This is a genomic window from Paenibacillus sp. FSL E2-0201 (assembly GCF_037963325.1).
Taxonomy (GTDB): Bacteria; Bacillota; Bacilli; order Paenibacillales; family Paenibacillaceae; genus Paenibacillus_AQ.
In genome coordinates this window covers 6653707-6674581 of the sequence record NZ_CP150154.1, presented here as the reverse complement: position 1 = coordinate 6674581, position 20875 = coordinate 6653707, and the positions used below count along the sequence as shown (strand labels likewise).

Genomic DNA, 20875 nt, shown 5'->3' with positions numbered 1-20875 from the left:
ATGAATTTGAAAAGAAGATGGGTTTTGTCCTTATTAGCAATGATAGTCGTATTATCGGGATGCTCTAGCAGCAGCGTGGGATCAGGTACAGAAGGATCATCTAATGAAAAATCAGGCCAGAATGGCAATAAGATTGAGATTGCGACCATGGCGGTAACTCCTTATTTAGATGAGGCGGTTAAGCAATATAAAAAAATTCGCCCAGATATACAAATTGAAATCAAAGAGTATCTAGCCAGACCTCAAACGGAGGAAATGACATCGAGCGAATCATTCTCAAAGAGCGATGTTGAGAAATATATACAAACGGTTAGCACACAGATGATGTCCGGCAAAGGGGCAGACATCATCGTAATGAACGATCTGCCGCAGGACAAATATGTCGCCAAGAACATGCTGACTAATTTCTATGATCTGATGGATCAGGACTCAGAATTTGATCGAAATCATTACTATCAAAATATCTTTAAGAACTCCCAGGATGGGGACGGATTGTATGCAATGCCATTCTCATTTGTCATCGACGCGCTTACTGGGAATACAGAGTTGTTAGAAAAAGCTAATATTAAAATCGATGATAAGACCTGGACATGGGATGGATTTAAAAAAATTTCTAAAAAGCTTAAGGAACAAGTTGGTGAGGATTATGTAGCATTTGTTAATCTATTTCCGATCCAAATGTTAGCGGAGTATATAGAAGCGAATTATGATAAGCTCATTGATCAAGGTCAAGCTAATTTTGATTCTGATCTGTTTCGAGACATGATGAAGCAAATCAAATTGATGTATGATGAAGGCGTACTTAAAGAGGAATTTTCGTACGATTATTCCAAAACTTTGTTCAGCAAAGCTAACCTTTTCGATCCAATGTCAGGCCTCTCTCAAGTTCTTGATCCAAAGCTTAAACTATATCAAAATCCAACAGTCAATGGAAAATATAACGGAACTCCATTTAAGTCATACTTTACTTTAGGCATTAACAGCAAGTCCAAGGTTCAAGATGAAGCTTGGAACTTTATTAAGTTCATGCTTTCCGAAGATATGCAATCTTCACCAGTGGTACAGGGCTTTCCGCTGCATAAGGGAACTGTGGAGAAACAGCTTAATGATGCTAAGCAGCAGGCAGTAGCGGGAACACTACCTCTTCTAGAACAGAAGTTTGATGCTGAGACTGTAGAAACTAAAATCCAAGAATTACATCAGCTTCTAGATGGAGCAAGTAGGAATTTATCTAGTGATCATAAGGTCGTTTCAATTGCAATTGAAGAGTTTGATTCATATATGAATGGTCAGAAATCCGCTGAAGACGTCAGCAAGCTGATTCAAAATCGAGTCAACACTTACATTAACGAGTAAATAGAACGTTCTAATCGATAGGCGCTCAATCATTCAACGGTGATGGAGCGCCTTTTGTTTATTTTGCAGGAATCATCCCATTTGTCGTTGAATATATCCCGTTAACCGTATTGCGTATTCAAGATACGCAGCCACAGGAGGGAACAACATTGAAATCGACTACCGTTCAAAGCCTTACGGAGACGTTTAAGCTGGAAGTGCTTGCAGGTGCTAGCTGTATGGATCGTGAAATCACTCGTTCAAAGGCGCATAGACCTGGTCTGGAGTTCGTGGGTTACTTTGATTTTTTCCCAACGAAGCGGGTACAAGTATTGGGCTGCAAGGAAATCAATTATCTGTTAACCCTAAGCGTTGAAGAACGCAAGTTACATATTGGTAATATCGTCAAGTATCATCCACCCTGCTTTATTGTGACGACAGGTCAGCAGGAGATTCCTTATTTAACTCTATTCTGCGAAGAAGAGGGCATCCCGCTGCTTCGGACGCAGGAGACGACGACAGAGATCATTGCAAAGATTGATACCTATCTAGTGAAGGCGCTAGCGCCAGAGCTTTCAATTCATGGGGTATGTGTAAACGTGTCTGGTATAGGTGTCCTACTCAGGGGCAAGTCAGGAATTGGAAAAAGCGAAACCGCGCATACGCTTATTAGAAGAGGCCATCGGTTTGTGGCGGATGATATCGTGGTGCTGAAGAAGCTGGGACCAGCGACGCTTCTCGGCACACATAACGAGACGACCCGCGAATTCCTAGCGCTGCGCAGTATTGGTCTGATCAACGTTGTACGCCAGTACGGGCGTAGAGCTTTTCAGGATGAGACGCGAATTGTACTCGACATCGAGTTGTCTCCTTGGCGAGAGAATTCCTTGAACAATGAGCTCGAACTGGAGCCGAAGTTCACAGATTATCTCGGTGTTCAAATTCCGCATATTGAAATCCAGCTTCAGCCCGGCCGTGACGTAGCTGGTCTAATCGAAGCTGCCGCTAACAACTGGTATCTGAAGCAGCTTGGCTATAGCGCTGTTGAAGAGTTTATGCAGAGGATTGAAAACGGGATGTAGTCGTGAAGGTAAAACATATCAATAAATAGAATATCCTAGTATTTTTGAAAGGACTGTCCGCAGGTGAGAGTACTGCTTATGGACAGTCTGTCTATTTATTATGACCTACGCATTACTTTTTGTGTGTGCTAAACTGATAATAATGAAAAGGGGATGAATCATGGGTAGAAAACAATCTTTTACTGAAGCCGAGCTGCTTGATATGACAAAAAAATTAGTATTGGATCATGGCTATGATGGCTTTCATCTCAAGTTGCTCTCGCAGCATCTGTCCGGCGCCCGAAGTACCATTTATCAATATTATTCTAATAAAGAAGAGATCGTTGCCGCTTGTATGAAGCGCGTAATCGCAGCGGTATTAGATAAGGCATTAACAATTAATGAGGCAAATCCCATGGACGCTCTTGAGCAGTTACTTCTTATTTACGTAGAAGAATCTTCGCTCCATCAGCTCCTGGGAGATGCCAGTAAAATAAACACAGCGAATTCTGCTGCAGCGGCGAGAGACCTTGAATTTATTGAGGAAGCACATAAGACTCTTAAGATTCAGTTATCTGGCTTGTTCGCACGCGCACAGCAGGAAAATAGCCTTCGGAAGGATATCCCACTTCCTGTACTTATTGGCGTTTTTTTTAACCTAATTAATACACCTAATATGTTAAATATCCCAACGCCTGATTGGGGTAAGGTGTTATTTGAAATGTGGATTGGGGGCGCAAAGAGCTAATTTAATTTTGAATAAAATTTGACACATGTGTCATTTATGTTGTTTAATAAATTAGACGTGTGTCAGTGCCATTTAATTTGACACATGTGTCAAATTAAATGTAAAGGGAGCTGAAAAAGATAATGTTCTTAGCTATGAAGGAATTGATGCATAGTAAAATGAAGTTTTCAATGATTACCGTTATTTTTGTATTAATTGCTTGGTTGGTATTCATTTTATCAGGTTTAGGTACTGGATTATCTACACTAGCTGCATCCACATTCAAGACTATGAAGGCTGATTATGTAGTTTTTGAAGAAGGGTCGCAGTCTTCGATGAGCAAGTCCCTTCTGTCTGAGCAGTTATTGGCCAAAGTGGAGCTATTGCCAAATGTTAGTGCTGCAGCACCGATGGGAAGTACAATGGCAACAGCGCTGAAAGGGCAAGGTGCTAAGAACGAGGACAAGGTAGACATCGCAATTATAGGAATTAATCCAGGAAGTTTCTTGGAGCCGGCTATCGTGGAAGGGGAGAGCTTAACTTCTGAGAATTCTACTGGTGTACTGGTGAACTCGACCATGAAGGATGAGGGCTATAGCCTCGGTGATACTTTTCAGTTAGACGGTACAACGGAATCATTGACGATTGTCGGGTTTGTGAAGGATCAGACCTATAACCACGTTGCTTCCGTATTTACTCCGATGGAGGAGTGGCGGAAGATTAATTTTGCTGCTCCGGGTTCAGATAAAGGAGTTCCAGGTCCGGTTAATGCAATTATGCTGCAAGGCAAGGATATCGATCCAGAAGTAATAAATAGCAAATTATCAGGTACGGATACGGTTACCCGGGCAGGAGCTGTTCAAGGGATGCCAGGCTACAAGGAAGAGAATGGTACGATTTTAATGATGCTAGCATTTTTGCTGGCGATCTCAGCATTCGTGCTTGGAGTGTTCTTCTATGTAATTACGATGCAGAAGACCAACCAGTTTGGCATTATGAAAGCTATAGGTGCTAGTAACAAATTCCTTGGAAAAGCCATTGTATCGCAAGTATTTATAATTTCTTTGACTAGTATTGTAATTGGAATCTTACTGACTTATGGGACAGCCGCCATTATGCCGAAGGGTATGCCTTTCAAGCTGGAAACGAATCTTGTCGTAACTTATTCTGTAATCTTACTAATTATCGCTGTGTTAAGTTCGATGGTATCCGTTCGAAAGATTACAAAGATTGATCCGCTACAGGCATTGGGGAGGATTGAATAATGACTAAGGGATTACAAATGAATGATGTTACAAAATACTATGCTGAAGGAAGTAATCGTATCGCCGCACTTGATCATGTAAGGCTGTCGGTCGAGCCGGGTGAGTTCGTGGCTGTAGTTGGACCGTCGGGTTCAGGTAAAAGTACGTTCTTGTCTATTGCTGGAGCGATGCTTGAAGCTTCAGAAGGGGAAGTTAAGCTGAATGGGCATTCTATTTCTACGCTTTCTGCCAAAGAACTGTCGAATATAAGACTACAAGAAATCGGATTTATTATGCAATCTTCAAATTTGGTTCCTTATTTAAATGTTTTGGATCAATTGCTAATAGTAAAAAGGATGTCGAGTAAAGTAACTAGAGAGGATAAGCAATTGGCGGCTAAGCTGCTCGAAGAGCTGGGTCTTGGCGCGAAGCTAACAAGTCTTCCAGAAGAGTTATCAGGTGGGGAAAAGCAACGGACAGCCATCGCTCGGGCATTAATAAATAATCCTAATGTCATCTTGGCGGACGAGCCTACAGCAAGTTTGGATACTAAACGGGCCCATGAAGTAGTTAGTCTAATTGCGCAAGAGGTGAAGTCACGCCAGAAAGCAGCGATTATGGTTACTCATGATGAGCGTATGCTTGAATATTGTGATAAAGTATACCGGATGGAGGATGGTAAGTTATCTTTGTTTCCTCTAAAAGATGTTTATAAATAAATTATGCCTTCGTACTATTAACCCAGGCGGATTTAGAGCCGCTAAGATTAGCCGTTCTAGATCTAATTGAGAAATTAGAGGATCATTTAAGATCAGAGGGTGTACTCAACCAGTTCGAGTCAGTTGCTGTGTTTGAATCTTTTGTTAAAGGCTGCTCTCATAGTGAAAAGAATAGTAAACAAAGAGCGACTGTGGATGACACGGCGCTTTTTTTTGATGATTGTATTCCTATTACGACATACTATTCCTAGGTATAACCGCCTCAAGGGTATGGATATGCAGGAGGGCATGCATGATTGGAAGGTCATAGGCTATAAATGGTATAATTTCTAATAGGTATTTTGAGTGATCGTTAATAGGAGGTATTAATGATGAGTGATGAACTATTGGCAAAACTGGATGAGTGGCATGAGGAAGATGAATTTCAGGAAATCGTGGATGCAATAACAGAAATTCCTGAAGAGGAAAGAGATTATGTTTTAACTAGTCACTTGGGAAGAGCGCTTAATAATCTCGGGCAATATGAAGAGGCCTTAGAGCAGTATTTGAGCATTGAAGAAGAGGGCGAAGGAGACCCACTCTGGCATTACCGTATCGGAGTTTCCTATTATTATCTTAAGCGGTATGATGAAGCTTTAAAAGCATTTACAATTGCAGATGAGCTAGAGCCTGATGATGAGGACACCTTGGAGTTTTTGGGTTGGATCAAACGCAAATTGGCTAAGAAAGCTGCGAAGAAGCCTGTGAGCAAACCTGCAAAGAAGCCTGTAGTAGCGATCGACACCACCAATTTTTGGGATGACAGCGAGTATGCGTTCTCAGAATATATCTCTGAACCGCCTACAGATGCATTGATTGCTTCAGTGGAAGAAGAGCTGGTATTTAAGCTGCCAAAATATTACGTTGAAATGATGAAGTTACATAATGGGGGGATTCCTCATAACAATCGCTACCCGATTCCGGGCACAGGAGAGTTTATTACGATCTCAGGGATCCTCGGGATTGGACGAGATAAGAATAAGTCGCTGTGTGGAGCTTCAGGCAGCCGGACTGTGATTGAGAATGGACGTTATCCTGAGGTTGGCGTGGTGATTTGTGATTGTCCTTCTGAGAATGAAGTAATCATGCTGGATTACCGCGAGTTTGGAAATGATGGCGAACCCGAGGTTATTCATGTAGATCGAGATAACAAATACAAGATCACACGCTTGGCTGACAATTTTGAGACCTTTATCGGCGGACTGGTGAAATAGTGGGTTTCGCTGGCTAAGAATATGATTACCGAGGCACTCCTTAACAGGAGTGCCTTTCTTTATCACTTGTCGCTATGGAATACCTTAGATTGAAGCACATCCAGCGCTCGGTTGATTTCTTCTAGTTCTTCAACAGAAGAATCCTTAATCCGGTCCAGGAAACGTTCGCCGATCCGCTCAAAAGCTGCATTCATCATCGCTTGTCCCTCTTCGGACAGTCGGATGAATTGCTTACGCCGATCTTCTGCGACATCCAGCTTTTCGCAAAGATTCTTTTCTGTTAATTTCTTGAGCTCACGGCTCGTGTTCGGCATAGAGATATTCTTACAATCACTGATTTGACTGAGAGTCACAGGCTGACTGACCGCTATATACTCCAGAATACTATATTGAACGGGCGTAATACCTTCCGGTCTAACATCTTTGGTTAAGTCGAATGTTACTTCATGGACTGCCGTCGTAAAGGTCACAAATTTATGAAAAAACGCTTCTTTGTCCATAACGATCACCTCTTAGTTTAAACTTTAACAAATTAATTATCATAATACAATTATCATTTGACAACTAAATAAAGGTTATGATACGATTTTGTTATCAAATGATAATTAAAGAGGTGGAGCAATGAACGTTTTAGTTATCTATACACATCCGAATCATAAAAGTTTAAGTTATGCTTTTTTCAATAAAGTCATTCAAGGAAGTAATGAGAATGCTAAGATCTCGAAGATCGAGGTGCTTGATCTATATGAAGAGCAATTTGATCCGGTGCTGGTCTTTAATGAAAACAAACGTAGAAGAGACATGCATATCGATCCCAAGCTAGAGAAATATCGTGAGCAGATTCGTCAGGCCGACAAAATTGTGTTCGTGTACCCGATCTGGTGGGGCCGGCCTCCCGCTATGCTACTCGGGTATATTGATCAAATGTTCGCTTCTAATTTCGCTTACAGAGAAAAGGGCGGGCTTATACCTGAAGGGCTGCTGAAAGGGAAGTCAGTAGTTTGTATTTCCAGTATGAAGGGGCCAACCCTGTATCCTTTATACTGGTTAAATAACTCCCATAAAGTGCTGATGAGAAAAGCATTATTTCAATATTGTGGGATCAAGAAAGTGAAGTTTTTCGAGTTTGGGAATATGGAGAGCCCGAAAGGTAAACATGAAAAGAAGCTAAATCAGGTGTATCAATATTTTAAATCTGTAGCTAATTAATAAGATAGACTCAGCAGCACTATGATTTTTTCGGCTCGTTGTATAGATAAGCAACATAATCCTGCAGTACTGAAGTATGGCCCATTTGTCGTAGCATTGTACCGATATTCCCACGGTGATAGCTGCCATGGTTCGCAACGTGAAAGATAGCGCCAGAAATGGATGTCTCAAGCGATCCCATCGTTGGATGATCTAACACAACGGTGGGATCCTTATCTATTTGACTAGCCAACACCATTTTATTTTTGCTGGTTAGCTCACGATAGAGGACATCCATTTCTTCAATATCTTTTATTGCTAACAAGGGCTCTAATTGGGCAGCTGATGCTTTAGCTTCATTCCTAGTTCGTCCTGAAATCAAGTCAAACCAAATATTCTCCACGACATAAATATGCGTCACAACCTTTGCTACCGAAGAAAAACCACTCTGAATATCCTTATGATAAATGTCTTTAGGCAACTCCTTTAAGCGATGGATGATCGTTTGATTGGCCCATACATTATAATCATACATTTCTAACGCGGGATGCTTTTTCATGAGTTTCTCCCCCTAAAATTATGGATGCTTTAATTATACCCATCCCCAGAAAGCCCGGTACAATTTAGAAATGTTTATTACAGGATCTTTTGTCCAAAATAAACCAGAATACAGACGACAGCGATAAAGCAGAGGAGTAACCAATCCGCTAGCTTCATTCCCATCTAAACCGTACCTGCCTTGATCATTGTTAAGTTCTCACCACTTACTTGTTTGATTAAATTCATTACCTTATAGGCTCCTCTGCCGTTCTCATAAGGCTTCATCTTATCTTTGTAAGTAGAGCGGTTCTCGTATAGCGTCATAATCGAATGAACAAAGGTTTGAGTGGTCATCTCTTCTTCAAGTAACATTTCAGCGAGTCCAGTTTGTTGAAAATACTGCGCTTGGGCAAGTTGACCAGAGCGGCTGCCACCATTCGTGTGCGGAATTAATAACATTGGCTTTTGCATAGAAAGAAGCTCCATCATAGAATTTGAGCCTGCACGGGATACGACAACATCCGCCATAGCTAATAAATGCGGCAACTCACAGCTTGTAATGAATTCATACGATTTGTAGCCTGACATCGAGAGGTGATAATCAACTTTTCCCTCCCCGCAAATATGAACCACTTGAAATTTATTTATCAACTCAGCGAGTACATTGTTCACCATTTGGTTAATGCTATGTGCCCCTTGGCTTCCTCCCATAATAAGAAGAACAGGCTTAGCAGAGGTGAATCCGCAAAAGGCTAAACCACGTTGTTTATCAGCTAATTTGAATTGCTCCTTCAAGAGAGGTCCCACATGAACGGCTTTGAGGGAAGCGGACTGGGTTACAGTATCCAGAAAATTTGTACACAGATGAGTGGCAAACGGAAGTGATATTTTATTAGCTAGTCCAAGATTTAGGTCCGGTTCATAAATAATGATAGGCACTTTGTTAAGTTTAGCCCCAATCACGACGGGTACAGAAACAAATCCACCTTTAGAAAAAATTACACTTGGTTTGATGGTTCGTAGGAGCCTGTAGGATTGAAAGATGCCCTTCATGATTTTGAATACATCAGTTACATTGTTCCAATCGAAGTAGCGTCTCAATTTTCCTGTGGAAATAGGATGATAGGTCACACCCTCCTTGTAATCAGACAAAAGCTTACGCTCAATCCCTTGTTCGGAACCTATATAATGAACGTCCCAATCCTCTGCTAAACACTTAGGGATCAACACGAGGTTGCCGGATACATGGCCAGCGGAGCCTCCACCTGTAAATACGATCGAGGTACTCATACTAGAAACCCACCTTGTTGTAACATTTCTTTTATCGCAGGTTTGCTCATCAACACATGATCGGAATCATAGCTTTGGAAGTCCACGGGCGGGCAAGAGGCATAAACTTTTTGTAACCCTTCTATAGGAAAAGGAGGGAGAATCACATAATAGTGATCATCCAGATGAATAGAAGATGTGCTCTCGAATTCCGAAATTAGAGCCTCACTTAAGCTCTCTCCGGGGCGGATTCCTGATTCCTTGATTTGGATCGGGCCAGTTGATAAGTTATCAATTAAGACTTGGGCAAGATCCTTAATGCGACATGCAGGCATCTTGGTCACAAAAATTTCTCCGCCTTTGCTGTCTTCTGTCGCCTTAAGGAGTAAGGTAATTGCATCATCTATGGTTAAGAAAAAACGAGTCATTCTAGCATCTGTGAACTGTGACCGTATTTGTGGAAAGTTGAAAAAAGAAGACCTTTAAGAAGCAATTAATAGGTGACTCCTGAATTCATCGGGAGTCATCTTTTTTAATGTCCATTGATATCGCTCGGAGTTATAGTAGGCGATATAGTCATCAACCTTTGTTCGTAATTCCAAGAGAGTCATACATGTCTTGTACTCCAAATCATCCTTCATATGGCCAAAAAAGCTCTCCATGGCGGCGTTATCCCAGCAGTTCCCTTTCCGTGACATGGACTGTGTAAACCCAGCTTCGCGTACGAGAAGGCGGAATCTAGGGTGAGTATAGTGCATTCCTTGATCCGAATGTAAAAGGGCTTCTGGATGAATATTGCCATCCAGTCGTTCAAGTAGTTTCTCCAGTGTTCGTTCTACAATTGGCATAGCCAATGAAGAAGAGAGGTAGTGAGCTAAAATTTGTCTCGTAGCCCCGTCTTTCACCACGGATAAATAAGCACATTGTCCATTACCATAATGCATATAGGTAATATCCGTCAGCAGAACTTTCTCAGGCTCTCCTTGGTCAAACTGGCGCTTGAGTAGGTTGGGACACGTTTGGTGCTCTTGTGTGGCTTTTGCCATCTTGCGATAGGGATTTGCTTGCCGGATCGTAGCAACAAGCTTATATTTTCGCATTAATCTTCGAATCTTTTTATGATTCATGATGATACCATTCTCCCGTTCCAGCCACATCTTCACGACCAATGCTCCAGCTTTACCATTCAAAGCGTCATAGTGTTTCTTGATAAGGAAAGCGTCTCGTTCGTCTGCCTTCTCTCGCAACTGTCTTGCTTCCTCAGCGACTTGCCAACGGTAATATCCGCTTAAGCTCACACAAGCTAGCTTACACAAATAACGCGTCATTCGCTGCAGACCGTGCTTACGTATCGTTTGGTTAATAATTTCGTAGCGCTCGGAGGGGGTCAACGTTTCCTCTGCATCTTCTGCTTTTCGAGCGCCTCCAGCTTTTTTAAGAAGTCGTTCTCCATCTCCAGAAGCTTGATTCGTGCTTCTGCACGTTTTAACTTTTCCTCGGTAGAAAGTTCCCCTGCCGGTCGTCTGCCCGGGGATCCTTTTCCTCGTTGTTCCTCTAGTAGTCCAGCCTCTCCCAGAGCATTATACGTATTACGCCAACGGGTTAGGCAATGCTTAGGCTTCTTGCGACCGATAATATCTAGGTTAAATCCCGCGCTAAGGAAGATCTCCATTGGGGCTTGGCCTTCCTTATAGGCCTTAACCGCAGCCAACTTAAACGTTGGTGAATAGGTAATACTCTTTTCCGTCACGTTCTCTACATTTGGATTGTTCTCTAGTTGTTTGATCTCATTTTCGTTGAATATCCTTGAGCTTCCTCTTGTTTTGTTATTCATGAAGGCTTCCTCCGTTATTTCGATATTTCGATTAAAACACAAAATGACCCGTAAGAGGGTCACTTTTTTCAAAGTTTCCATCTTACGGGTCACAGTTCACTGTAAGAGAAATGTCTTTTCCATTTGCAATACTTTGTTTGAAAATAGGAACCACACTGCCTGTTGAGCCCAGGACGTTGCCACTTCTCACACAAACAAACTGAGTTTTGGTTTGTCTGAGATTGGCATGCACCATTAGCTTTTCGCCGAGTGATTTTGTCATTCCGTAGGTGCTCGATGGTTGCGCTGCTTTATCGGTTGAGACATAGACTACTTTTTTTACGCCATGTTTAATAGCGGCTTGAATCACATGCTGAGTTCCGAGTACATTAGTCTTCATCGCACTGTCCGGCTGTTGTTCACAGATCGGCACATGCTTCAAGGCTGCTAAGTGATAGATATAATCTACTTGATAGCAAGCCTGCATCAGTTCATGCTTATCACGAACATCACCAATGATGAAGGTTAGTTTGGGATTATGAAGAAATTCCTGTTGTAGTTCTACTTGAAGAGATTCATTACGGGAAAATATTCTGATTTCTTTAGGTTCTCTTTCCAATAAACGTTTTACTAGCTGCCGTCCCCAAGATCCGGTTCCTCCGGTAATTAATATGGTTGTATTCTGCACGATTTGTTCCTCCTATGATCTTAGCTATAGAATAATCATAGTGTTGGTATGTTACGTGAATATGGCAAAGGGTTAAGAAGCCTTTACAATCGGCCCCTTAACCCTTTTTTAGATCTTTAATATCCGTCCGTTTGTGTACCAGATTGCTCTGCAATTTCCGCGCCCTCTCGATTATCTGAGGTACCTAGATGTTTGTGGTCGGCTTTGGCTTGAGCAAGACCTTCAGCCACTCGGCGGCCGTAGTCGGGATCAGCCTTTGTGAAATGCTCGATCATATTGTTCTGAATAACCGGCGCACAAATTTTTAGGGCATCGACCAAGTTATGAATCAATTCATCCCGTTCCCAATTCTCGAACTTGCGATAGGTATCTCCAGCTTGCCCGTAGTCATTTGTCCGACTAATTTTGTCGCGAACTAGTCGATCATTATACATCGGTTGATGTTCTTTGCCAGAAGGAGCTGCCTCCTTTAACCCGCCAAGCGAGGAAGGTTCGTAATTGACATGCGGGTTTTGCTCAGGCGCCTTATCCACATGATAAGTCATTTGCCCATCCCGCTGATTGGTTGCTACCCTTGTCTTTGGAGCGTTGATCGGTAATTGAATGTAGTTCGCGCCCACCCGGTGCCGCTGAGTATCCGAATAGGAGAACGTCCGGCCTTGCAGCAACTTGTCATCCGAGAAATCCAGACCGTCTACTAGAACTCCAGTCCCGAAAGCGACCTGTTCCACCTCGGCAAAATAATTGTCTGGATTCCGATCCAGAACCATCTTTCCGACAGGTAAAAATGGAAAACGTTCATGATCCCAAAGCTTAGTAGGATCGAGTGGATCAAAATCGAGCTCAGGATGCTCATCGTCACTCAGGATTTGCACACAAAGTTCCCATTCGGGGTAATCCTTGCGTGCAATCGCCTCATATAAGTCCTGCGTAGCGTGACTGACATTTTTAGCTTGTATATCTTCTGCAGCCTGCTGAGTTAGATTCTTTATGCCATGTTTCAGTGGTTCCCAATGGTATTTGATTAAGACGGCTTCACCCTGTTCATTCACCCATTTGTAGGTATTGACCCCAGACCCCTGCATTTGCCGATAGTTGGCTGGAATCCCCCAAGGAGAGAACAGAAACGTAATCATGTGAGTAGCTTCAGGTGAGTTCGATACGAAATCAAACATCCGCTCTGGATTTTGCAGATTGGTCACAGGATCTGGCTTGAAAGCATGAACCATGTCAGGGAACTTTAGCGGATCACGGATAAAGAAGATCTTCAGATTGTTACCGACCAAGTCCCAGTTGCCATCCTCTGTATAGAACTTTGTGGCGAAGCCGCGTGGATCACGAAAGGTCTCCGGAGAGTAAAGACCATGAACTACCGTAGAAAATCGTACGAATACAGGTGTTTTTTTGCCTGCTTCTTGAAATAGCTTAGCACGCGTATACTTCGAGACGGGTTCATCGCCTACTTTTCCATAAGCTTCAAAATACCCGTGAGCGCCTGCACCCCTAGCATGCACAACTCTTTCTGGAATACGCTCTCGATCAAAATGTGATATCTTCTCGATGAAGTGGTAGTTTTCGAGCGTCGATGGCCCGCGATTTCCTACCGTTCGTATATTTTGATTATCTGTAATCGGATGTCCCTGTCGATCCGTTAAAATCATATCTTCTTTTTCCTTATCCATATGACAAAGCTCCACCTCTATTCAGATATGAATAGTATTTTCTACCATAATTCTGAAAAGTATGCGAAACCCACTGACAAGAGATGTTATGAAAGTTACAATTTTTATTGGCATTTGAAATAATGACTGTTATATTTGAAAATACTATGCGTTATAAGCTTAGCAACTTGGTATCGACAGAATGGAGAGGCGGAATTACATGCAACAATTTTTAGATAGTATGATTAGCGTAACAAATGATTTTTTGTGGTCAAAAATATTGGTGATCCTTCTTATTGCTTGTGGACTTTATTTCACCGTAAGATCGAAATTTGTACAGTTTGGTATGTTCAAAGAAATGTTTCGGGTTCTTAAAGGATCCAATGAAAGGTCAAAAGATAGTATTTCATCCTTCCAGGCCTTCTGCATTAGTATGGCGGCGAGGGTAGGGACAGGTAATATAACGGGGATCGCAATTGCTATTGCCATAGGTGGTCCAGGGGCTATCTTCTGGATGTGGGTGATTGCCATTATTGGATCAGCATCCGGCTTTATAGAAAGCACCTTGGCACAGGTATATAAAGTGAAGGATAAGACCGGATTTCGCGGTGGCCCTGCCTATTATATGGAGAAAGGCCTGAACAAGCGCTGGATGGGAGCGATATTCGCGGTTCTGATTACATTATCCTTCGGCCTTGTATTTAACGCGGTCCAATCGAATACGGTCACAGTGGCTTTTGAAAATTCGTTTGGCACCAACCGGGCCATTCTTGGGCTTGTAATGGCTGCTGCCTTTGCGGTGGTTATCTTCGGCGGTGTTAAGCGTATCGCAAGAATGTCTGAATACATTGTAGTGGTAATGGCAGGGCTCTACATTGGGGCTGCTCTTATTATAATGCTGATTAATATTACGGAGCTCCCGGGAGTTATCGCACTCATTGTGAAAAGTGCCTTCGGATTTGAACAAGTCGCTGGTGGCTCTCTTGGTGCAGTAGTTCTACAGGGTGTGAAGCGTGGCTTGTTCTCTAACGAAGCGGGTATGGGTAGTGCGCCTAATGCTGCGGCAACGGCAACCACGAGTCATCCGGTGAAGCAAGGGCTAATGCAAGCGCTAGGCGTACTCACAGATACGTTACTCATTTGTTCGAGTACGGCGTTCATTATCTTGTTGTCTGATGCCTATAAGCAGCCAGGGCTGGATGGAATCAAGCTGACACAAGCCGCATTAAGCGAGCATATTGGTTCTTGGGCATCCGGATCACTAGCGATTATGATTTTTTTGTTTGCGTTCAGCACGTTAATTGGAAATTATTATTACGGTGAGACTAATATAGAATTTTTGAATTCCAATAAAAAAGTATTACTATTCTATAGATACAGTGTTTTGGCGATGATTATTTTTGGTTCCGTAGCAAAGGTTCAATTGGTATGGGATTTGGCCGACTTATTTATGGGCTTCATGGTTATCGTGAATTTGATTGCCATCCTGCTATTATCTAAAGTGGCCTTTGCCGCCTTGAAGGATTATAAAAAGCAGAAACGTGAAGGAAAGGATCCTGTTTTCTATAAAGACAGCATTCCGGGGCTCGAGAACGTTGAAGGTTGGGGCAATTCTTCAGATATAAAAAGATAGAAATGTATTTGAAGGGCTCAGGAGACTGAGCTCTTTTTGCTGTCAGATTACAAAAACGAGCCTTTAGAATTGCTTCTAAGGCTCGTTTTGCGTACAGTATTTTAAATTAGTCCTGCTTAATATAGTTTATCCTGCAGCCCAAACATCTAATTCAATTTTCAATTCAGGTAAACCTAATCCTTTAACATAAGCAATGGTCATTGAAGGAGGCGTCATCCCGAATACTTTATTCCAAATTCCATAGAAATGATCCCAATCGATTTCTTCTGTGGCCCAAATGTTGATTTTGATTACGTTATCGGGAGTCAACTTTTGAGAAGAGAGGACTTCCACAATATTACTCATCGTGTTTGTTACTTGTTGATTAAAATCTGTAGGGATATTACTGTTTTGATCGATTCCAATTTGACCAGAAAATACATACATTTCCGCGTTTCTGCTTATTTTTGTTACATGACTGTAGTTACCAACGGGTTTCGCAATATTTTCTGGATTATATCTTGTGATCACATTATTATTTAAATTCATTTTTATGAAGTCTCCTTTAAATAGAAGATACATAACGATAGCTAGGTTATATATCTCCACTGTTTTTTAGTTTTAATTTTTGACAGACTTATCCTATCAATCATTAATTCTAGAAAAAAACAGCAGTAGAATACCCAATACCAAAAGATAAATATTTAAGGGATCTCTTTTTCATCAGGTATTCCTCCTTCATATTTAAAGTAAGATAACTTCATCAGAATGATAACATTAATCCACGTGAGACGGCAACTTTGCCTCCACCGGCACAACATGAGTAGGGACTTTTTTTGCTCTATTAAATGAAAATTTCAATGATTTTTTTGAAATAAAGCAAAAAACACTTACATTAACGGATACTATATTGTTATAATAGCAAACAGACCGGTTGGTATGTTAGGAGGGATACGTAATTGTGGATACGAAATCACTAATAATTGAGAAGGCAACAATCCTTTTTCAAGAAAAAGGTTATAAGAGTGTAGGCGTTAGTGAAATTTTAAAAGCTTGTGATGTTACAAAAGGAGCGCTCTATCATCATTTTCCAAATGGAAAAGAAGAACTATTAATTGCTTGTTTAAAGGGATTAAATGAAGCAATAACAATAGATATGGAGGACATTTTCAAAGGGCATTCTTCTACGCAAGAGGCCACGCAATTCATGCTTAATAAATTTATTCGCAACTTAGAAACCGTGGGCAAGCTTACAGGCTATACATTTAGCAGTATTGTCAGTGAAATGGCTACGGTCAGTGAACCTGTCCGCCAAGCATGTAACTCACTTTATGAGAACATTCAGACTGTTTACTACACGAAGCTTGTAACTGAAGGCTTCTCGAATGAAGCGGCTTCTGATGTTGCTATATTGATGACAACTTCGATTGAGGGTGCGATCATGCTGTGTCAGACACAACAATCTACAGCGCCCCTAAAGACTATCTCCAAACTATTACCGACAATATTGAAAGGATGAACATCATGAATCAAGAAGTAAGATTACCAAGAAACGGCAAAGAGGGTGCAATATACGGCGCAATCATCTGTACATTGACTGTACTGTTTATGTCTTCAATAAATATCATTTTAGGGGTTGGAGAATTCAATGGTGAAGTTGCCTTAACGATTCTTAAAATGTTTCCGATCATTTGGGTAATTGTCATGATTATTGAACCTGTTGTTATTGGTCGTATTGCAGAAAAGCTGACAGCTAAATTCACACAATCCACCGATAGCTTCAACGCCAAAATTCTATTCCGCATCTTGTTTACTGTATTAGGAATGTCACTTTGTATGACGTTTATTGGAGACATTATCGGAAACGGTTTGAGTTCGCAAACGTTTAATCACTTCTTAGCGAATTGGCCAAGAAATTTCCTGATTGCACTGTTCGCAGAAAGTATATTGATACAGCCATTTGCAAGATTTGTGATGGTAAAGCTACATGCTTCTCAGGACAAAAAGAAATCGAGCACTGTTGGCGTAACTATACATGGGTTATCGGAACAAAATTCGTAACATAAATAAGCTCTCAAGCGAAGCGATTCGTTTGAGAGCTTTTCAATTACCGTATATAATGATATCTTGGTTGAATAATTGAAACCCTCCTATATAACAAAGAAAGATTAACCATGAAAGGTAATATCGAACATGATGATCTATAGTCGTCTTGCCATAATGATGCCCCCATTTCCCTAGCTAGGCTCATATTCTTGTTGTTCTAGGATATAAGCTTGTAGGAGGGCGAATTTAATATGAAAAAATACGCAGCACCATCTTTACTACTAATGATTGCTCTTGTGGCTTTTCCGCAAATTAGTGAGACGATCTACACTCCATCCTTGCCGGATATTGCCGTAGCACTTGGGGTCTCCAATAGTTCTGTACAATTAACATTAAGTATATATTTTATTGGATTTGCTTTAGGTGTTTTCTGTTGGGGGTGGCTCTCTGATTTCATCGGACGGAGACCAGCCATGCTGGGTGGCCTCATTGTATATGGTATTGGAAGCTTGATGTGTTTTTACTCGGAATCCATTGATCTACTGTTAGTCAGCCGTTTCATTCAAGCGTTTGGAGCAGCAACAGGCTCAATTATTACCCAAACGATTCTTCGGGAGAGTGTCTCCGGGAATAAGCGGCATGCCATGTTTGCCCAAATCTCGGCTGTGATTGCTTTTACTCCAGCATTAGGGCCGCTTATTGGCGGATTCGTGGATCAAGCTTTTGGCTTTCGAGCGGTTTTCTTTACATTAGTAATGATAAGTATGTTGTTATTTATGTATGCTTTTTGGAAGCTGCCAGAAACAACTGATGTTTCCGCGAGAAAAAAGGTAGCCATTTTACCTATATTTAAAAGAATGCTCGCGTTGCCACGTGTACTGGTGTTTGGATTACTAATCGGGGGCATCAATGGAGTTTTATTTAGTTACTATGCTGAAGCACCCTTTATATTCATTGAACACTTTAACATTTCGCCGGGAGTCTATGGTTTCTTAGGCATTATTGTAGCCCTGGCATCGATTATAGGAGCGATGATCTCCAAAAGATTATTAACTGTCTATGCTCCGGAAAAAATAATTCACATCGGTTGTCTAGTGATGACCAGCGGAGCTTTCCTATTAACAATCGCAGGCAGCCTTGTCTCGTTGCCGGATATGATAGTGATGGTAAGCATTCTAATAACCCTTTTTGTCATGTTAATGGGGGCCGGTATTGCCTTACCTAATTGTCTTAGTCTTGCGCTTGTCAATTTCCAGGATGTTGTGGGGACAGCAGGTGCGATCTTCAGCTTGGGGTATTATTTGCTGGTTAGCTTGGCGACATGGGGAATGAGCGCTCTGCATAATGGTTCATTACTGACAATGCCCATCTATTTCTTAGGGATCAGCGGCGGAATGTGGTTATTAAGTAAAAAGTTTATTGTAGCGGAATAGAATTTTATAAGTCATTTGTAAAAAGAAGATATGGAACGGGGCATCCATAGATTAGATTAATGGCAGTCTGGAACTTTTTGAGTTCCGGACTGCTTTTTATTTGTTAGTCTACTTCCGGCACAATGACTTGGATATGACGAGGGAGAACACTTAGCGTAATTGGTAAAATCGGACCTTCTTCACCATCCACATTGGTTCTTACGGCTTCTGGAGAGCTCACAGTCACATTTTGGGCCGTGAAATAGACAACGTCTTTATGATCCTTAAGGTTGCCAAGTAGTAAAGAAATACTGGCTGTAATGGTATTGAGTATACTGAGGTCTTGAATAATAAAACAGTGAAGCAGACCATCGTCAACCGCAGCATCAGGTATCAGATTCTCGAATCCGCCAACGGAGTTGGTTAACACGGCGAGAAAAAGCGGGGAATCGCCTTGCCATGTCTTCTCGTCATAATGAATGACAAGAGGGTGGGGGGAAGTGCTTGTAAGCTGTTTTAGCCCTTCTTTTAGATATGCCAATGAGCCGAGCTTGGTTTTCTCTTCGGTTGATACGGAGGATAACGATCCGGCGATTGAACCTACAGCAACAACGTTACCGAATAAGCGGTCATTCAAGCAACCAATATCTACTGTCTTTACGTTAGAGGAGGCAAGGGTTTGAATGGCTATTTCGGGATTCAGCGGAATCTGTAACGCGCGGGCAAAATCATTAACCGTTCCTAAAGGGACTACACCTAACTTTGGGTGTTGTTTCTGATCCATAAGACCATTAATGGTCTCGTGAAGCGTGCCATCCCCGCCAATGGAGACGACTAGATCGTAACACTCCTCGCAAGCAGTGATACAATAACGAGTTGCATCTAGTTCTTTTTCCGTCTCCTTGATCGTAACCAAGTAGCCTTGATCAGCTAGAACTCTTTCTGCATATCTGACATATTCGCCAGCTTCTTCTTTACCGGATGAGGGGTTAATAATAATCATAGCTTGCCGCATAGGGATTATCCTCTCTTGTTCAATCTAATAGCCTATTAGATGATTACCCCAAAGTGGTATGGCGGAAATCATAACAACCTAAAAAAAGGTGAGCAAGAGCGACCTAAGTCGTCTTACTCACCTCTTTTTGAAAATATAAGAAAGTATAAGTTTCACACGATACTTTATGTCTTATATTTCTCGCTTAAACGCTTGTTAATAGACCTTGTCACCATTAAAAATGGAATTCTTAACGATAACATAATCTACTTTACGAATGGCTTCTAATTTATTGCCTCCAGCATAAGAAATCGAGGACTGAAGATCTTGCTCCATCTCTCTCAACGTTTCTGCTAAAGCGCCTTTGTGTTCGACAACTATTTTTTTGCCCTCAACATTCTTCTTTTCACCTTTTTGGTATTCAGAAGCGGAGCCAAAGTACTCTTTATACAGCTTTCCATCGATCTCGATGGTATCACCAGGAGATTCTTCATGTCCTGCAAACAGGGAACCAATCATGACCATGGAAGCACCAAATCTAATGGATTTGGCGATATCCCCGTGCGTCCGAATGCCTCCGTCAGCGATGATAGGCTTACTTGCAGCCTTGGCACACAAGCGCAGTGCAGCCAATTGCCAGCCCCCTGTACCGAATCCAGTCTTAATCTTCGTGATACATACTTTCCCTGGTCCAATTCCTACTTTAGTAGCGTCGGCCCCAGCGTTCTCTAATTCTCTAACGCCTTCAGGCGTTCCCACGTTTCCAGCAATAACGAAACTAGCAGGTAGGTACTGTTTAATATGCTTGATCATTCGAATGACAGCCTCGGAATGACCATGTGCAATATCAATAGTAATGAATTCTGGAATCAACTGATCGTTAGCTAATTGTTCAACGAAATCGTACTCTTCTTCTTTGACTCCGACACTAATGGATGCAATTAATCCGCGGGAGTGCATGTCCTTGATGAAAGACGTACGCTTCTCCGGTTCAAAACGATGCATAATGTAAAAGTAGCCATTTTGGGCTAAGAAGCTGGCGATCTTCTCATCTATGATGGTTTGCATATTTGCGGGTACCACAGGTAATCTAAAAGTATGACCACCTAAGGAGACTGTTGTATCACATTCGGAACGGCTATTTACGATACATTTTGCAGGAATTAACTGAATATCTTCATAATCGAATACTTTTTTCATTATATACACCTCTAAATGCGAACATTATAGTATTTTGCTTTGTAGATTGTTCGTCCACTTTGTAATGTACAGCATTCCGAACAAGAAGTCAAAATTCTAGTACATTATGGTGT

20 protein-coding genes and 1 pseudogene are annotated in these 20875 nt (G+C 41.7%); 11 read left to right on the top strand and 10 right to left on the bottom strand.

Features of this window, described 5'->3' with window-relative positions:
- Positions 1-39 precede the first annotated feature (39 nt).
- From NSU15_RS30050 to NSU15_RS30025, 6 genes are all read left to right on the top strand, one after another.
- The gene (locus NSU15_RS30050) at positions 40-1356 is read left to right on the top strand and encodes an extracellular solute-binding protein (protein WP_339288605.1); all 1317 of its coding nucleotides are present in this window, start codon (positions 40-42) and stop codon (positions 1354-1356) included.
- Positions 1357-1505: 149 nt separating this feature from the next.
- The gene (hprK, locus tag NSU15_RS30045) at positions 1506-2417 is read left to right on the top strand and encodes an HPr(Ser) kinase/phosphatase (protein ID WP_042131632.1); all 912 of its coding nucleotides are present in this window, start codon (positions 1506-1508) and stop codon (positions 2415-2417) included.
- 160 nt (positions 2418-2577) lie between these two features.
- Positions 2578-3144: a TetR/AcrR family transcriptional regulator gene (locus NSU15_RS30040; protein ID WP_042131631.1), complete on the top strand. Its 567-nt coding sequence runs from the start codon at positions 2578-2580 to the stop codon at positions 3142-3144.
- Between the two features lie 122 nt (positions 3145-3266).
- The gene (locus NSU15_RS30035) at positions 3267-4388 is read left to right on the top strand and encodes an FtsX-like permease family protein (protein ID WP_339288603.1); all 1122 of its coding nucleotides are present in this window, start codon (positions 3267-3269) and stop codon (positions 4386-4388) included.
- Positions 4388-5086: an ABC transporter ATP-binding protein gene (locus tag NSU15_RS30030; RefSeq protein ID WP_339288602.1), complete on the top strand. Its 699-nt coding sequence runs from the start codon at positions 4388-4390 to the stop codon at positions 5084-5086. Before NSU15_RS30035 ends, NSU15_RS30030 begins: the two co-directional genes overlap by 1 nt.
- Positions 5087-5457: 371 nt before the next feature.
- Positions 5458-6339, top strand: coding sequence for an SMI1/KNR4 family protein (locus tag NSU15_RS30025; RefSeq protein ID WP_076120377.1), 882 nt, complete (start codon positions 5458-5460; stop codon positions 6337-6339).
- A gap of 62 nt (positions 6340-6401) precedes the next feature.
- Here the strand turns inward: NSU15_RS30025 and NSU15_RS30020 are convergent, their stop codons facing one another.
- Positions 6402-6839: a MarR family transcriptional regulator gene (locus tag NSU15_RS30020; RefSeq protein WP_076120376.1), complete on the bottom strand. Its 438-nt coding sequence runs from the start codon at positions 6837-6839 to the stop codon at positions 6402-6404.
- Between the two features lie 121 nt (positions 6840-6960).
- Here NSU15_RS30020 and NSU15_RS30015 point away from each other — a divergent pair, with 121 nt between their 5' ends.
- Positions 6961-7548 carry an NAD(P)H-dependent oxidoreductase gene (locus tag NSU15_RS30015; protein WP_042131626.1) on the top strand — a complete coding sequence of 196 codons (588 nt, stop codon included), beginning with the start codon at positions 6961-6963 and terminating at the stop codon, positions 7546-7548.
- Between the two features lie 19 nt (positions 7549-7567).
- Here NSU15_RS30015 and NSU15_RS30010 read toward each other — a convergent pair whose 3' ends face one another.
- From NSU15_RS30010 to NSU15_RS29985, 6 genes and pseudogenes are all read right to left on the bottom strand, one after another.
- Entirely contained in the window at positions 7568-8086 is a 519-nt protein-coding gene (locus tag NSU15_RS30010; protein WP_042131625.1) for a DinB family protein, read from the bottom strand.
- Between the two features lie 164 nt (positions 8087-8250).
- The gene (locus NSU15_RS30005) at positions 8251-9357 is read right to left on the bottom strand and encodes an undecaprenyldiphospho-muramoylpentapeptide beta-N-acetylglucosaminyltransferase (RefSeq protein WP_042131624.1); all 1107 of its coding nucleotides are present in this window, start codon (positions 9355-9357) and stop codon (positions 8251-8253) included.
- Positions 9354-9791 carry a polysaccharide biosynthesis protein gene (locus tag NSU15_RS30000; RefSeq protein ID WP_339291523.1) on the bottom strand — a complete coding sequence of 146 codons (438 nt, stop codon included), beginning with the start codon at positions 9789-9791 and terminating at the stop codon, positions 9354-9356. The genes NSU15_RS30005 and NSU15_RS30000 overlap by 4 nt, the downstream gene beginning before the upstream one ends.
- Positions 9792-9818: 27 nt before the next feature.
- Positions 9819-11170, bottom strand: a protein-coding gene (locus NSU15_RS29995) for an IS3 family transposase (protein WP_139328450.1) whose coding sequence is annotated in 2 segments (ribosomal slippage) — positions 9819-10783 and positions 10783-11170 — 1353 coding nt in all. Because the reading frame shifts where the segments join, the coding sequence is not laid out codon by codon here.
- Between the two features lie 133 nt (positions 11171-11303).
- Positions 11304-11837 (bottom strand): annotated as a pseudogene (locus tag NSU15_RS29990) (SDR family NAD(P)-dependent oxidoreductase); the annotation flags it as partial.
- A gap of 116 nt (positions 11838-11953) precedes the next feature.
- Complete coding sequence (locus NSU15_RS29985; protein WP_076120374.1) at positions 11954-13519, bottom strand: catalase; 1566 nt, start codon at positions 13517-13519, stop codon at positions 11954-11956.
- Between the two features lie 199 nt (positions 13520-13718).
- On the opposite strand from NSU15_RS29985, the gene NSU15_RS29980 reads away from it, so the two are divergent.
- Positions 13719-15131: an alanine/glycine:cation symporter family protein gene (locus tag NSU15_RS29980; RefSeq protein ID WP_339288600.1), complete on the top strand. Its 1413-nt coding sequence runs from the start codon at positions 13719-13721 to the stop codon at positions 15129-15131.
- A 126-nt stretch (positions 15132-15257) separates the two neighbouring features.
- Here NSU15_RS29980 and NSU15_RS29975 read toward each other — a convergent pair whose 3' ends face one another.
- Positions 15258-15659 carry a Rid family hydrolase gene (locus NSU15_RS29975; protein ID WP_076284986.1) on the bottom strand — a complete coding sequence of 134 codons (402 nt, stop codon included), beginning with the start codon at positions 15657-15659 and terminating at the stop codon, positions 15258-15260.
- Positions 15660-16071: 412 nt separating this feature from the next.
- Between NSU15_RS29975 and NSU15_RS29970 the strand changes: the two genes are divergently transcribed.
- The 3 genes from NSU15_RS29970 to NSU15_RS29960 all read left to right on the top strand — a co-directional run bounded on the left by NSU15_RS29970 (position 16072) and on the right by NSU15_RS29960 (position 18589).
- On the top strand, positions 16072-16629 hold the full coding sequence (locus NSU15_RS29970; RefSeq protein WP_339288599.1) for a TetR/AcrR family transcriptional regulator: 558 nt from the start codon (positions 16072-16074) through the stop codon (positions 16627-16629).
- A gap of 5 nt (positions 16630-16634) precedes the next feature.
- Entirely contained in the window at positions 16635-17171 is a 537-nt protein-coding gene (locus tag NSU15_RS29965; protein ID WP_339288598.1) for a DUF2798 domain-containing protein, read from the top strand.
- Positions 17172-17407: 236 nt separating this feature from the next.
- On the top strand, positions 17408-18589 hold the full coding sequence (locus tag NSU15_RS29960; protein ID WP_339288597.1) for a multidrug effflux MFS transporter: 1182 nt from the start codon (positions 17408-17410) through the stop codon (positions 18587-18589).
- A gap of 103 nt (positions 18590-18692) precedes the next feature.
- Here the strand turns inward: NSU15_RS29960 and NSU15_RS29955 are convergent, their stop codons facing one another.
- Together NSU15_RS29955 and guaC are read right to left on the bottom strand one after the other, a co-directional pair.
- Entirely contained in the window at positions 18693-19583 is an 891-nt protein-coding gene (locus NSU15_RS29955) for a diacylglycerol kinase family protein (RefSeq protein WP_339288596.1), read from the bottom strand.
- A gap of 195 nt (positions 19584-19778) precedes the next feature.
- Complete coding sequence (guaC, locus tag NSU15_RS29950) at positions 19779-20762, bottom strand: GMP reductase (RefSeq protein WP_339288595.1); 984 nt, start codon at positions 20760-20762, stop codon at positions 19779-19781.
- Positions 20763-20875: the final 113 nt, after the last annotated feature.